Consider the following 13379-nt stretch of genomic DNA (forward strand, 5'->3'; position numbering starts at 1 on the left):
CGTATGGGCCGTACGAGGGTGTCCACCGTGGTCCTGGACGCGCACGACGCGCACGAACTGGCCGGCTTCTACGTCCGCCTCCTCGACTACGAGATCCGCAGCGAGGAACCCGACTGGGTGCTCATCGGCCCCCCGCCCGGCACCGAGGGCGTCTCCCTCGCCTTCGAGACGGAACCCGCGTACGTCCCACCGGTCTGGCCGACCCGTCTCCCCGGCGACCAGCAGATGATGCTCCACCTGGACATCGAGGTCGACGACCTGGCGGCGGAGACCGCACGGGCGGTGGCCGAGGGCGCCAGGCTGCACGAGTACCAGCCGCAGGACGACGTACGAGTCCTGCTGGACCCTGCGGGGCATCCGTTCTGCCTGTGGACGCAACCGGCCTGAGCCTCATCGCCTGCGGGGGGCGCAGCTCACGTGGCGTGCTCCGCCCGCTGGTGCCTGCGCAGGAGGACGTCGGCGTCCGTCTCCGCGCTGGCGTCCGACTCCGCCTGCGCGGCCCTCCGCAGCGCGGCCACTTCGGCGCAGGTCTCGCAGCCGGCCATCGGCTGGGGCGGGCGACCCACGTCCAGGTAGCCCCAAGTCGCCCGTCCCGCACGCTCGTTGGCCGCCCGTACACCCGCGCTCAGCCGCTGCTCGGGCGTGGCCACGCGAAGCGAGGCGGGATCGGCCTGCCACTCACGCCCGCCGCCGACGGGGCGCAGCATCGCGTACGGGCCGACGACGGCCTGGTACGCGCCGACTCTGTCGGTCTCCGGGTCGTGGACCAGCGTGCCGGGCTCGAAGGATGTCGTCGGCTCGGTTGTCATGGGTGCCGTTCCTTTCATCCAACTCGTACAACTTCTATACGGAATGCGCTGTTTGTACTACTCTGCGTATTCGGGTTCAGGCTGAGCATGACCCATCCGCGACGCCAAAACGCCGCTGACTAGCGGTTGTTCGGCGCCCGGGGGCACAAATTCCACAAATTCCGTGCGTGGGAGTGAGGAGTGCGGTGCGATGCCGTCGAGAAGGGTGATCACGGGGCGCAGCCAGGAGCCCAGGCGACGGTTCGCGGAGGAACTGCGCTTACTCCGGGCAGAGCGCGGGGAGAGCCTGCGGCAGCTCGCGGAAACGCTCGGGTGGGACGCGTCGTTGTTCGGCAAGCTGGAGAGCGGGGCGACGCTGGGGAGCCCGGAGGTGGCTCAGGCGCTGGATCAGCATTACGGGACCGGTGGGTTGGTGCTCACCTTGTGGGAGTTGGCCGTTGGGGATCCGGCTCAGTTCAAGGAGCGGTACCGGCGGTACATGGCACTGGAGGCCGAGGCGATCAGTCTCTGGCACTACGGAGGCAGCACCATCCACGGACTGCTTCAAACCCCGCACTACGCACGCGAGTTGCTTGCAGAGGGCAGCCTCAAGAGCGAGGAACTGGACCAGCAGGTCGAAGCGCGCATCGGACGGCGGAAGGTGCTGGAGGGGGACGATGCATCGCCGTTCCGCGTCATTCTGTCCGAGGCGGTGCTACGGAATTCGCTGCGTGTTCTTCAGAATTGGCGAGAGCAGTTGCAGTACTTGCTGGAGGTGGCGGAGCGGCCGAACATCACTCTCTATGTGCTGACGCACGGCACTGGACTGCACGGGCTGATGGACACCCCTGTGACGTTCCTGCGGTTGCCGGACGGTCACACGGTGGCTTACACGGAGAACATTGTGCGAGGCGAACTCGTCGAAGAAACAAGCCGGGTTGAGGGATTGCAGCGCAGATATGATGCGGTTCGTGACCTGGCATTGAGCCCTGCCGAGTCACGGATGTTCATCTTGCGTACCCTGGAGGACGTGCCGTGCGAGCCATCGATCTGACCAGCGTGACGTGGCGCAAGAGCAGCTACAGCAACTCGGAGGGCGGTGCGTGCATCGAGGTCTCCGACGACTTCCTCGGCGCGGCCGCCTGGCGTAAGAGCAGCTACAGCAATCAGGACGGCGGCGAATGCGTCGAAGTCGCCTCCAACCTCCCCGCCGTCGTCCCCGTCCGGGACAGTAAGGACCCCGCCCGGGGTGCCCTCGTCGTCGAGGCCGGTGCCTGGGCGGCGTTTGTCGGGGCCGTCAAGGGCGGCGCCGGACTTCAGTAGACGAGGGCCTGGGCGCCGTCGGCCATCGCCTCCTGCACGAACACCTGCGCGCCCGCGATCCGTACGCCCTCGATGACGTCCTTCTCGGTGATGTCCCGCCGGGCCGCGCACTGTGTGCAGAGGGTGAGGCGTCCTGCCGCGAGGACCGAGTCGATCAGGTCGGGCAGCGGCGCAGCGTGCGGCAGCTCGAACTCGGCGGCCCGGCCGGGAAGGGCGAACCAGGCGGACTCCCCGGTCAGCCACAGGGACACCTCGACCCCGCTGGCGACGGCCACTGCCGCCACCGTGAACGCCTGCGAGCAGCGCTCGGGGGCGTCGGCCCCGGCGGTCACCTTGATCACGAGCTTCTTCGCCATGGCCGCATGGTAGGCCGGGCGGGAGTCCGAATCGTAATCAACTCCCCTACAACTCTGAGCGTTACTGATGGGTCTCCTGTGCGCGCGGATACGAATTCCGTGCGTCATGTTGCGTGGGGGACGTCTTGGAAGTGCCCGGAGTGGCAGAAGTGATCGACGTGTTCGAATCACTCGAAATACCCGAATTGCCGTCGCGTCGACCCGGCCGTACGACGCTGTTGATCGCCACGGCGGCCGTGCTGGGCCTGGTCGCCGGTACCTGCGCCGGCTATCTCGTACAGGCGGACCGCGAGCCGACCAAGCTGCCCTCCCTGTCGCAGCCGGTGCTCGCACAGGCCAAGGGCGAGGGGCCGGAGCCGCTGTCGGCCGCGCAGGACCGGAGGGTCAGGACCGACGGTGACCTGCGGAAGCTGCTGCTGACGAAGCCCAAGGGGGCGAGGGCGGACGAGTACCTGTCGAGCGGGGACGGCTGGATGGACCTGGCCGACTACGCGGGCGGGTACGGCATGCCGGGCTCAGTGTTCGGCACCCTCGTCGGCTACGAGTTCCGGAGGGCGGCCGTCACCGGCTGGACGACCGGCGACTACGGCGTACAGATCCGGCTGGTCCAGTTCCGGCAGGCGGAGATTCTCGGCGCCGCCGAGTCCGTCGACCAGAGCTATTACGACGATGAGGACGAGTACGGCACCAAGAGCTATCCCGTGCCCGGCACCGGGGACGGGATGGCGTACGTCCACACCGAGTCGGACGAGGGCGAGGGTGACTACAGCGCCGAGGCCCACGCCTGGCGGGGCGACATCGCGCTGGAGATCTGGGTCTACGACTCCAAGCCGATCCCGGGGCAGAGGATCGTGGACCTCGCCAAGCGCCAGATGGAGCGGCTGTGACCGACAACCCCGTAGCCGAATCCGTACCCGTACCCGAATCCGTTGCGGCCGTCGAACCCGCGGACCTGCCGGGGTCCGTACCCGCCAGGAAGCGTCCGCGCCGGCTCGCCGCCGTCCTCGGGTCGGCGCTGCTGGCCGGGGTCGTCGTCGCCGGCGTCGGCTACACCGTCGTGACCGTGGTCGACGCCGACCGGGACGCGGGTGCGCCCGCCTTCACGCTCCCGAAGACGGCGGCCGACGACGACGTCAAGGAGGCGTCCGCGCCCGGACTCGCGGGGGTGCTCGTCCCGTACGGGTCCAGCGGCTGGTACCAGGGGCCCGACCTCGGAGAGTTCGGACACGACGCCGTGCTGAGCGATGCCCAGTCCACGGCGCTGCGCAAGAAGTCCCTGAGCGGGCTGCCCCGTTCCCAGCGCAGGCAGCTGGAGAAGCAGATCGACAAGCAGCACCTCAAGGGCATGGCGATGCGCAGCTACCTCAGCTCGGCGGTGGACCCCGGCGGGGACAACAACGGGGTCTACTCCGTGCGGGTCGCGCTGGCACAGTTCCCCAGCACGGCGACCGTGAGCAACCTCGGGAGATTCCAGCAGCAGTACCTCGACGCTCAGGAAGGCTTGCGTCAGGGCCCGGAGGTCAAGGGCCACAAGAACGCCAAGTGCTTCCTGCCGCCCAAGGCGCAGGACCCCTACGACATAGAGGGCGGTGCGGACGACGAGTACGACTACCGCGCCCTCGAAAGCATGTTCTGCACCGCCTATCAGGGAGACGTCCTGGTCACCGTCAACGCCACGGGCCCCGCTCCACTCGACACCAAGGGAGTCGCGATGCTTCTGGGCACGCAGCTCGACCGCATCGTCGAGCCGGGGGAGGCGGTATGACCGAGCAGCACACCGAACCCGTTTCCACCCCCACCTCCGCCCCCACCGACGAAGCGCAGCCCGCGCCCGTCCTGTCACCGGTCGTGAAGAAGGACCGGCGTGGCCTGCGGGCCGTTCTGCGCTGGACGGCCGTCGTAGCCGTCTTCGCGGCGGTCGGGGCAACGACGGCCTACGGGATCACGCGCATGGACCGGACGGACGTACCGGGCCTCGCGACCGCGTCGGACGGCCGATGGGTGTACCCGGAGATCACCCTGCCGCCCTTGCCGTCCGGCAGCCCCGGCCCCTTCGACGAGGCCAACGCGGCCGGTGCCCACTACGCCGATCTCCGCGAACTCGTGCTGCCCGCGCCCGAGGGTGCGACGGACGACAAGGCGTTGCGCGGCTCGGACGGCTGGCTCGCGCCGAAGGTGTTTCTGACGGAGCTCACCGAGGCCGGGGAGCGGGACTCGTTCCGGCAGAAGCTCGTCGACAACGGGCTGCGGCATGTCGCCGCGCGCGGCTGGACCACGCAGGATGGCACGCACACCCGCGTCTACCTGCTCCGTTTCGGCACCGCCGCCGTGGTGGACGACCTGTTCGCGAGTGAGTTCGCCGCGTTCAGCAGCACGGGCTACGCGATGCGCGGATCTGAAGCGGCCGACGTCGACGAGGCCTTCCCGGCGAAGGCCACCGGGTCGGAGGACATCCAGCACTCCGTCTACGCCGAGTCCGAGCCGTACGGCGCCGAGCAGGTCCGTTACGCCTACCTCGCCGCCGGGGACACCCTCGCGGTGATCATGCAGTCCCGAAAGGGTGAGGCCCTGGCCGTGCCCTTCCAGCAGACCGTGGCCCTGCAGAGCCAGCTGCTCGGCTGAGGGCGGCGCCTTTGACCGTTCCGCCACCTGGCCGAGAGAGCCGGGCCCCGGCCGCGTAAGCTGGGCCCGGCTCTTGTGCACACAACCGATCGTCCGAGGAGCACCCCGTGCTTGAGGCATTCTTCGAAACCCTGCTGGTTCTCGTCGCCGTCGGCGTTCTCGCCTTCGCCGGTCTGACGGTCAAGAAGCTGTACCAGGGCCAGCGCTGACCCCCGTCCCGCAGACCCCCGTCGCCAGGAAACACCGGAATCACAGGAACCGTCGCTCATGATCGAGATCCCGTCCGACCTGCACAAGGACCTTGTGCCTCTCGTCTTCCTGCTCGGCGAGTGGGCCGGCGCGGGGGTCTATGACTTCCCCGGCGACGAGAAGTGCAACTTCGGGCAGGAGGTCACCTTCACGCACGACGGACGTGACTTCCTGGAGTACCGCTCCCACACCTGGGCGCTGGACGCCGACGGCAACAAGGTCAGGCCCCTGGAGTCCGAGTCCGGCTACTGGCGCATCGACGCCGACCGCAAGGTCGAGGTCGTCATGGTCCGCCAGGACGGTGTCGTCGAGGTCTGGTACGGCGAGCTGGCCGCCAAGAAGCCGCAGATCGACATCGTGACCGACGCCGTGGCACGGACGGCGGCCTCGGGACCGTACACCGGCGGCAAGCGGCTCTACGGGTACGTGCACAGCGACCTCATGTGGGTCGGCGAGAAGCAGACCCCGGACGTCGAGCTGCGCCCGTACATGTCGGCACACCTGAAGAAGGCCGTCACCCCGGAGGACGTCGAACGCTGGGCCAAGGCCCTCCCGGACGACATGCCGGACGACGGCATCGCATTTTTTAAGTAGACCTAGACTGGGCGGTGTGGTGAGCACCGACTGGAAGAGTGATCTGCGACAGCGCGGTTACCGGCTGACCCCGCAGCGACAGCTTGTCCTCGAAGCAGTGGACACCCTTGAGCACGCGACACCCGACGACATCCTCGTGGAAGTGCGGAAGACGGCGTCGGGAGTCAACATCTCCACGGTCTACCGGACCCTGGAGCTGCTGGAGGAGCTGTCGCTGGTCAGCCATGCCCACCTCGGGCACGGCGCGCCCACCTACCACCTCGCCGACCGGCACCATCACATCCATCTCGTCTGCCGCGACTGCGACAACGTGATCGAGACGGATGTCGCCGTCGCCGCCGACTTCACCGCCAAACTGCGCGAGGACTTCGGGTTCGAGACCGACATGAAGCACTTCGCGATCTTCGGCCGCTGCAGGGACTGCCTGGCCAAGGGGAGCATGGGCGCCAAGGGGACCCAGGACCTCAAGGAACTCAAGGGTTCAACTACCGAGTCGTAAGCCTCGTCGTAGGCTTGTGCCTATGAAGAGCCCTCTGCTGTCCCTGCCCGGCGCCGTTTCCGCCGAGGGTGTGGACGAAGGTGTCGCCGGCCACTACGGCGAACTGTTCCGCGAGCAGCGCGCGCTCGCCGAGGGTGTCGGCTTCGTCGACCTCTCCCACCGCGGCGTGCTCACCGTCACCGGCGACGACCGGCTGAGCTGGCTGCACCTGCTGCTCACCCAGCACGTCAGCGACCTGCCCGTCGGCCAGGCCACCGAGGCGCTGGTCCTGTCCGCGAACGGTCACATCGAGCACGCGCTGTATCTGGTCGACGACGGCACGACGACCTGGGTCCATGTGGAGCCGGGGACCCAGGAGGCCCTGATCGCCTACCTGAAGTCGATGATCTTCTTCTACCGGGTCGAGGTCGCCGACCGGACGGACGAGTTCGCGGTCGTCCACCTGCCGGCGGGTGCCATCTCCGAGGTGCCGGAGGGTGTCGTCGTACGCGAGACGGCGTACGGGCGGGATCTGTTCCTGCCCCGGGCCGACCTGGAGTCGTACGCAGAGAAGGCCGGACCGGCGGCGGGGCTGCTGGCGTACGAGGCGCTGCGGGTCGAGCAGCACCGGCCGCGGCTCGGCTTCGAGACCGACCACCGGACCATCCCGCACGAGCTGGGCTGGATCGGCACGGCCGTGCATCTGCAGAAGGGCTGCTACCGGGGCCAGGAGACGGTCGCCCGGGTCCAGAACCTGGGGAAGCCGCCGCGTCGGCTCGTCTTCCTGCACCTGGACGGCAGCGAGGTCCATCTGCCGCCGGCCGGCACGGAACTGCGGCTCGCGGACGACGGGCCCGACGGGCGCAAGATCGGGTTCATCACGACGTCCGTACGGCATCACGAGCTGGGGCCGGTCGCGCTCGCGCTGGTGAAGCGGAACGTGGCGGTGGACGCGCGGCTGGTCGCCGACACGACGGCCGCCGCACAGGAGGTCGTGGTCGAGCCGTAGTTCACGTTCCGTGGTTCACGTTCACATCTCGATGAGGACCGTGAACGGGCCGTCGTTCGTCAGGGTCACCCGCATCTGGGCGCCGAAGCGGCCCGTCGCCACCGTCGCGCCCAGGGAACGGAGTTGGGCGACCACCTCGTCGACGAGCGGCTCGGCGACATCGCCCGGGGCTGCCGCGTTCCAGGTGGGGCGGCGGCCCTTGCGGGCGTCGCCGTACAGGGTGAACTGGCTGATGACGAGCAGCGGGGCGTCGATGTCGGAGCACGACCTCTCGTCCGCCAGCATGCGAATCGACCAGAGTTTTCGGGCCAGTTGGGCCGCCTTCTCCTTCGTGTCCTCGTGTGTGACCCCGACGAGGACGCACAGGCCCTCGCCCGTGATCTCGCCGGTCACTTCACCGTTCACGACGACGCTCGCGCCGTCCACCCTCTGCACCACTGCACGCATACGCCCATCATGCCGTGCCGTTGAAGAGATTCTTTTTGATCCTTAAGCCCCTATCTGGGGCCGTTCGGGGGCACTCGGTCACATAGCGGCCACTTGGGGTGGCACGATGCTCCCATTCGCCTGTCGAGGGGACGGTAGAGGCACATGAGCACACCGAGTACCGGGCGGCCTCATACGGCCGCCCGGCCGCCCGCGCAGCGCAACGCAGGTCAGGCCGCTCCGGTCGTTCCGGCCGCTGCGGTCGTTCCGGCAGTTCCGGTCGTTCCGGTCGTTCCTGTCACGGCGATCAGTTCGCTGCTGGCCCCCGCTCCGCCCGGCCACGACCTCACCGTGCTGCGGCTGTCCGAGCTGCGCGCCCTGCGCCGGGACGCCCAGCGCGACGAGGCCGACCTCAGTTACGTACGGCGGCTGCTGCAGGGGCGCATCGACATCCTGCGGGCGGAACTGGCGCGGCGCGGGCCCACGTCCGTGGTCGCGGTGGGGGAGGGGTCGGTCGTCGAGCGGCTGTCGGAGATCCTGACGGACGCCCCGGCCCGGCACCGGTCGTCGGCGCGGCACGTGACGCTGGGGACGCCGCACAGCGAGGAGTACGGGCAGCTCGCGGCGGAGATGCTCGCCGAGGTGGAGCTGTCGGACCTGGACGCACGGACGGACCCGGAGCTGACGGCGGCGATGGGCAGGCTCGTGGGGTACGAGCAGCAGGTCTCCCAGCGCCGGCAGGGGTTGCAGCGGACGGCGGACGACTGCAGCGGGGAGATCGCCCGGCGGTACCGGGACGGCGAGGCACAGGTGGAGGACCTGCTCATCTGACCCGGAGTGGCCGGGGCTGCCGGGCGGGAGAAATTCGCGCGACACCCTCCGTACCCTCCCCCTAGCCTGAATCCATGACCCCCCGTGCCGACATCGACATACGCGCCGTCAACGAGGACGGACTCCGGGAGTGGACCAGGGCCCTGCAGACCGGGTTCCTCCGGTCGCCCGAGGTCACCGACGTGGGGCTGGAGGCGAACCGCGGGGCGTTCCGGCCGGGGCGGTCCCTCGGCGCCTTCGACGGCGAACGATGCGTGGCGACGTTCCGCTCGTTCCCGCAGGAACTGAGCGTCGGCGGCGGTGCGACCGTCCCCGCCGACGCCGTCTCGAACGTCACCGTGTCGCCCACCCATCGCCGCCGGGGCATCCTCACCCGCATGATGGCGCGGGACCTCGCCGCCGCGAAGGAGCGCGGGGACGTCGTCGCCACGCTGATCGCCGCGGAGTACCCGATCTACGGACGGTACGGCTTCGGGCCCGCCACCTCGACCTCCGCGTGGACGATCGACGTCCCGCGCGCCGGCCTCGACCCCCGCTGGGCGGGCCCCGCGGACGGCGGTCGTATCGACCTCGTGGACGCGGCGGACGTACGGAAGCTGGGGCCCGAGCTGCACGCGCGGCTCGCCCGGCAGCAGCCGGGTGCCGTCAGCCGTGACGAGCGCTGGTGGCAGGTCAACACCGGGGTGGTGCGGTACGGGGAGTCCTGGGACGAGCCCTTCTACGCCGTCTACCGGTCGGCGGACGGGGAGGTCGACGGGCTGGTCTCGTACGAGGCCGACGACAAGTGGGACGCCAAGCAGCCGCACGACACCGCCGACGTCAACTGGCTGATCGCCGCGACGCCGGGCGCCGAGCGCGCCCTGTGGCAGTACCTCTGCTCGATCGACTGGATCACGAAGGTCAAGACCGGCTGGCGTGCCCCGGACGACCTGCTCCCCTTCTTCCTGCCGGACCCGCGGGCGGCCAGGCTCACCACGCACGCGGACTGGCTGTGGGTGCGGCTCCTGGATGTCGTACGGGCCCTGGAGGCGCGTCCGTACGACGGTCACGCGGCGGGTGGCGGCGGTCGCGGACTTGTCCTGGAGGTCGTCGACGAGGCCGGCTTCGCCGGCGGGCGGTACCGGCTGGAGGTGTCGCCGGAGGGTGTCGGTTCGTGCACGCCCGGTGTACGTGACGCGGCTGAACTCACCCTGGATGTACGGGAGTTGGCGGCTCTGTGGCTCGGTGACGAGTCGGCGGTGCGGCTGGCCGCGCTGGGTCGGGTGCGGGAGGAACGAGCGGGCGCCGCCCGAATGGCCGACGCCCTGCTGCGTACGTCCAGGCGGCCGTGGTGCCCGGACATCTTCTGATCCGACCTCGATTCCGGTCGTGATGGCTGCCGAGCTCCAGGCTCCCCTCCGGAAGAGAGTTCGGCCGCCAACCTGTGGAAGGTTTCACCATGTTGTAGAAGTTGGTCACCAACTTCACTGTACTTATCTCCACTTGGAGGCGTCTCATAACCATCTTCACTTGAACTCCACAAAGATGGCAAGAAGTTGTAGTGTTTGGCTGTGGAGCCTCAGACGTCACACCGTGACGTGGCCAACGCCCTGCGCACCCGGATCAGGAGCGGTGAGCTGCGGCCGGGTCAGCGCATGCCCACCCAGGCCAGGCTGGCCCAGGAGTTCGGCGTCGAGCGAGGTGCCGTACGGCGGGCGCTGCGCATCCTGCACACCGAGCGGCTGCTGACCAACGTCAGCAAGGGGAGTCCGGCGACGGTCGCCTCCACTCCCGGACCGGTTCCGACCGGCGGCCCCGCCGCCCTGCCGCTGCCCACCACCGTCGGCCTCGCGCCCCGTGTCGCGGCGGCCTTCGCGGTGCCGCACGTGAAGATCGACGCCCTGTGTCTGACGTCCGTCTCGCTCACCCTCGCCATCGGGGAACCGCTGCGCCAGATCCACGCCGGAGAGCTGAATCCGGCCAGGATCGACGTCCGGGTGCTGATGCCGAGCCGGGACATCGACCTCGCGTTCCCGGCGCCGGTGGAGCTCGCGGACGGCTCCCCGGCCGGGGCCTCGGCCACGGGCCGGCTGCAGCGCCGCTGGCTGACCCATCGCAACGCCCAGGGGCAGGTGCTCCGGCACAACCTGCTGGCCCTGCGCGGCACGCACGGTATCGACGTGCGCGTCTCCTTCCGGGCCCTGCCGTTCACGCCACCGGTGAAGCTGTACCTGCTCAACGGGGCGGAGGCGCTCTTCGCGTACTACACGCTGAAGAGGCGCGAGGCGGAGATCGACCACGAGCAGGTGGAGATGTACGACGCCGAGGGTGTCCGGTCGATGCTGTTCGCGTTCGAGCGGGGCGCCGGGCTGCGCGACACGACGTTCGTGGAGCAGTCGCACCTGTGGTTCAACGCACTGTGGGAGACGATCAGTTCGGAGCTGGTGCTCACGGACTGAGGTCTCCCACGATCGGCTGTCACTGGTGCCGGCACTGTCACAGGGCGGGCCCCGTGACGAGCAGGGCGAGCACGACGGCTCCGATGGAGCTGATGGTCGGGTTTCTGGCCTTGATGCCTATGGTGAGCAGCGTCAGGCCGACGACGCCGGAGGTGCCGTACTGCCAGCTGACGAACTGCTGGAAGCCGGTGATGAGGACGGCGGCGAGGAGAGCGATGGCGGGCATGGTGGTTCCTCCTTCAGGGCGTGTCCGGAGCGGTGTCACAGAGATGGCAGACAAGAGACGGAACTTCTGCCAACTTCACCAAGTTGGTAACCAACTCTGATTAAGTTGTCCCCACTTGGGCACTACTCATAAACAACTTTCGAACAACTCCCCAAAGATGGGTTGGAGTTGTAGCGTTTGGTCGTGACTCAGGAGAACGGGACAGTGAACGGCAGCAGAAGACAGTCGCCCCAGGAGATCGCAACCGCCCTGCGTGACCGCATCCGCACCGGCGATCTGCGACCCGGCGACCGTCTGCCCACTCAGGCGGACCTGGCCGAGGAGTTCGGCGTCGAGCGAGGTGCCGTACGGGAGGCGCTGCGCATCCTGCACGCCGAGCAACTGCTCACCAACGGCGGCAAGGGCAGCCCGCCGCGCGTCGCCGAGGCGCTCCCGCCCCGGGAGGGCCCCCAGCCGACGATGGTGGGGCTGGCGTCGCGGATGGCGGAGGCGTTCTCGGCCTCGCATGTCCGTCTCGACGCCGCCTGCCTCACCGCGGAGACCCTGATGATTGCTGTGGGCGAGCCGGTCCGGCTGATCCACGAGGGCCGCATCCGCCCCCAGTCGATCGACGTACGCATCCTGCTGCCGTCCCGGGAGATCGCCCTGGCCTTCCCGGTGCCTGTCGAAGGCCGCACCGAGGACGACTCGGTCCACCAGCGCTGGCTGGCCCAGCGCAACGCCCAGGGCCATGTGCTCCGGCACAACCTGCTGGCCCTGCGCTCGTCGCACGGCATCGACGTACGGGTGACGTTCAGGGCGCTGCCGTTCACCCCGCCGGTGAAGCTGTACCTGCTCAACGGGACGGAGGCGCTGATCGCGTACTACATGATCGCCCGCCGTGAGGAGGCGGTGGAGAGCGGGGTGACGCTCGACATGTACGACACCCTGGGTACCGAGTCGCTCCTCTTCTCGTTCGAGAAGGGTGCCGGGGAACGGGACACGGCGTTCGTCGAGCAATCCCAGAAGTGGTTCGACGCCCTCTGGGAAACCATCACGACGGACCTGACACTCTCCTAGTGACCTCTGACGCGACACAGACCCATGCGGCACAGACCCAACAGGCGACCGCCAAGGACGATTCCGTGACCGAGAACCTGCGGGAAGTGATCGCTCGCGCACGCTTCGTGCTCTGGGACTTCGACGGCCCCGTCTGTCGCCTGTTCGCGGGCCATTCGGCGGAACGGGTGGCGGTCGACCTCGTCGAGTGGCTCGAAGGGCGGGGCCTGCACGGTCTGTTGACGGAGTCGGAGCGCGAGTCCCTGGATCCGCACGTCGTGCTGCGCGCCGTCGACCGTCGGCACCCCGGGAGCGACCTGGTGGACGAGCTGGAGAAACGTCTCACCCAGGAGGAACTCCGAGCCGCGTCCCTGGCGATGCCCACCCCGTACGCCGACCCGCTGATCCGCACCTGGGCGGCGGTGGGCTCCCGTCTCGCGGTCGCCACCAACAACTCCCCGCTCGTCGTCCGCGAGTATCTGGCCGGCCGTGGTCTCGCCTCGTGCTTCGCCCCGCACGTGTACGGCCGTACGCGGGAACTCCACCATCTGAAGCCCCACCCGCACTGTCTCAACCGCGCGTTGAACGCGATGGGGGCGGCGCCGTCGTCCGCCCTCATGATCGGCGACACCCCCTCGGACTACCTCGCGGCACAGGAGGCGGGTGTTCCGTTCCTCGGCTACGCGCGTAACGGGCACAAGGAGAAGCTGCTGCGGGACGCGGGTGCCGAGGAGGTCGTGGGTTCGCTGGAGCCCCTGCTGAAGGTGCTCCGAGGTCAGGCCTGAGTCATCAGCAGGGTGAACACCACTGCCGCGCCGACGGCCAGGCCGGTGTGGCGTGCCCTGATTCCGACGAAAATCGCGCTCAGCAGGATCAGGCCGGTGAGCCCGAGCCGTAGCTGTACCAGCGTGCTCAGCATTAACTGGCATAACGCACACAGCACTTGAAGAAGAAGCATGTCCCCCACCCGCACCTTCCGCAGCGGTCAATCACGCAACTTG

19 protein-coding genes are annotated in these 13379 nt (G+C 68.8%); 14 read left to right on the plus strand and 5 right to left on the minus strand.

From position 1 onward, the window contains the following. Nucleotides 1-3: 3 nt before the first annotated feature. Nucleotides 4-387, plus strand: a complete 384-nt coding sequence (locus OG241_RS30655) for a VOC family protein (protein WP_405819766.1) — start codon at nucleotides 4-6, stop codon at nucleotides 385-387. 26 nt (nucleotides 388-413) lie between these two features. Here the strand turns inward: OG241_RS30655 and OG241_RS30660 are convergent, their stop codons facing one another. Next, nucleotides 414-809 (minus strand): hypothetical protein, encoded by a 396-nt coding sequence (locus OG241_RS30660; RefSeq protein WP_405819768.1) that lies wholly within the window; start codon nucleotides 807-809, stop codon nucleotides 414-416. Between the two features lie 190 nt (nucleotides 810-999). Between OG241_RS30660 and OG241_RS30665 the strand changes: the two genes are divergently transcribed. Then, the gene (locus OG241_RS30665; RefSeq protein ID WP_405819770.1) at nucleotides 1000-1842 is read left to right on the plus strand and encodes a helix-turn-helix domain-containing protein; all 843 of its coding nucleotides are present in this window, start codon (nucleotides 1000-1002) and stop codon (nucleotides 1840-1842) included. Then, nucleotides 1824-2111 (plus strand): DUF397 domain-containing protein, encoded by a 288-nt coding sequence (locus OG241_RS30670; RefSeq protein ID WP_405819771.1) that lies wholly within the window; start codon nucleotides 1824-1826, stop codon nucleotides 2109-2111. Before OG241_RS30665 ends, OG241_RS30670 begins: the two co-directional genes overlap by 19 nt. On the opposite strand, the gene OG241_RS30675 is transcribed toward OG241_RS30670, so the two are convergent. After that, on the minus strand, nucleotides 2105-2467 hold the full coding sequence (locus OG241_RS30675) for a DsrE family protein (RefSeq protein ID WP_405819773.1): 363 nt from the start codon (nucleotides 2465-2467) through the stop codon (nucleotides 2105-2107). The two genes, OG241_RS30670 and OG241_RS30675, sit on opposite strands and share 7 nt — an antisense overlap. 158 nt (nucleotides 2468-2625) lie before the next feature. On the opposite strand from OG241_RS30675, the gene OG241_RS30680 reads away from it, so the two are divergent. The 6 genes from OG241_RS30680 to OG241_RS30705 all read left to right on the plus strand — a co-directional run bounded on the left by OG241_RS30680 (nucleotide 2626) and on the right by OG241_RS30705 (nucleotide 7419). Next, nucleotides 2626-3354, plus strand: coding sequence for a hypothetical protein (locus OG241_RS30680; protein WP_405819775.1), 729 nt, complete (start codon nucleotides 2626-2628; stop codon nucleotides 3352-3354). After that, on the plus strand, nucleotides 3351-4232 hold the full coding sequence (locus OG241_RS30685; RefSeq protein ID WP_405819777.1) for a hypothetical protein: 882 nt from the start codon (nucleotides 3351-3353) through the stop codon (nucleotides 4230-4232). The genes OG241_RS30680 and OG241_RS30685 overlap by 4 nt, the downstream gene beginning before the upstream one ends. Further along, entirely contained in the window at nucleotides 4229-5089 is an 861-nt protein-coding gene (locus OG241_RS30690; protein ID WP_405819779.1) for a hypothetical protein, read from the plus strand. Before OG241_RS30685 ends, OG241_RS30690 begins: the two co-directional genes overlap by 4 nt. 267 nt (nucleotides 5090-5356) lie before the next feature. Further along, nucleotides 5357-5932 carry an FABP family protein gene (locus OG241_RS30695; RefSeq protein ID WP_405819780.1) on the plus strand — a complete coding sequence of 192 codons (576 nt, stop codon included), beginning with the start codon at nucleotides 5357-5359 and terminating at the stop codon, nucleotides 5930-5932. Nucleotides 5933-5948: 16 nt separating this feature from the next. Beyond that, nucleotides 5949-6431, plus strand: coding sequence for a Fur family transcriptional regulator (locus tag OG241_RS30700; protein WP_405819782.1), 483 nt, complete (start codon nucleotides 5949-5951; stop codon nucleotides 6429-6431). A 22-nt stretch (nucleotides 6432-6453) separates the two neighbouring features. Further along, nucleotides 6454-7419: a YgfZ/GcvT domain-containing protein gene (locus OG241_RS30705; RefSeq protein ID WP_405819784.1), complete on the plus strand. Its 966-nt coding sequence runs from the start codon at nucleotides 6454-6456 to the stop codon at nucleotides 7417-7419. Nucleotides 7420-7440: 21 nt separating this feature from the next. Here the strand turns inward: OG241_RS30705 and dtd are convergent, their stop codons facing one another. Then, nucleotides 7441-7866, minus strand: coding sequence for a D-aminoacyl-tRNA deacylase (gene dtd, locus OG241_RS30710; RefSeq protein WP_405819786.1), 426 nt, complete (start codon nucleotides 7864-7866; stop codon nucleotides 7441-7443). A gap of 144 nt (nucleotides 7867-8010) precedes the next feature. Here dtd and OG241_RS30715 point away from each other — a divergent pair, with 144 nt between their 5' ends. From OG241_RS30715 to OG241_RS30725, 3 genes are all read left to right on the plus strand, one after another. Further along, a complete protein-coding gene (locus tag OG241_RS30715; protein ID WP_405819788.1) occupies nucleotides 8011-8676 on the plus strand; it encodes an aerial mycelium formation protein in 666 nt (221 codons plus the stop codon). 74 nt (nucleotides 8677-8750) lie between these two features. Next, entirely contained in the window at nucleotides 8751-10025 is a 1275-nt protein-coding gene (locus tag OG241_RS30720; protein ID WP_405819790.1) for a GNAT family N-acetyltransferase, read from the plus strand. 201 nt (nucleotides 10026-10226) lie between these two features. Beyond that, nucleotides 10227-11114, plus strand: a complete 888-nt coding sequence (locus tag OG241_RS30725; RefSeq protein ID WP_405819791.1) for a winged helix-turn-helix domain-containing protein — start codon at nucleotides 10227-10229, stop codon at nucleotides 11112-11114. A gap of 37 nt (nucleotides 11115-11151) precedes the next feature. Here OG241_RS30725 and OG241_RS30730 read toward each other — a convergent pair whose 3' ends face one another. Next, nucleotides 11152-11340 carry a hypothetical protein gene (locus OG241_RS30730; RefSeq protein ID WP_319097132.1) on the minus strand — a complete coding sequence of 63 codons (189 nt, stop codon included), beginning with the start codon at nucleotides 11338-11340 and terminating at the stop codon, nucleotides 11152-11154. A gap of 177 nt (nucleotides 11341-11517) precedes the next feature. Here OG241_RS30730 and OG241_RS30735 point away from each other — a divergent pair, with 177 nt between their 5' ends. Further along, a complete protein-coding gene (locus OG241_RS30735; RefSeq protein WP_405819794.1) occupies nucleotides 11518-12399 on the plus strand; it encodes a GntR family transcriptional regulator in 882 nt (293 codons plus the stop codon). Beyond that, complete coding sequence (locus tag OG241_RS30740) at nucleotides 12348-13163, plus strand: HAD family hydrolase (protein ID WP_405819795.1); 816 nt, start codon at nucleotides 12348-12350, stop codon at nucleotides 13161-13163. The genes OG241_RS30735 and OG241_RS30740 overlap by 52 nt, the downstream gene beginning before the upstream one ends. On the opposite strand, the gene OG241_RS30745 is transcribed toward OG241_RS30740, so the two are convergent. Next, on the minus strand, nucleotides 13154-13336 hold the full coding sequence (locus tag OG241_RS30745; protein WP_405819797.1) for a hypothetical protein: 183 nt from the start codon (nucleotides 13334-13336) through the stop codon (nucleotides 13154-13156). The genes OG241_RS30740 and OG241_RS30745 overlap by 10 nt on opposite strands. Nucleotides 13337-13379: the final 43 nt, after the last annotated feature.

It is taken from the genome of Streptomyces sp. NBC_01390 (assembly GCF_045040105.1).
Lineage (GTDB): Bacteria > Actinomycetota > Actinomycetes > Streptomycetales > Streptomycetaceae > Streptomyces.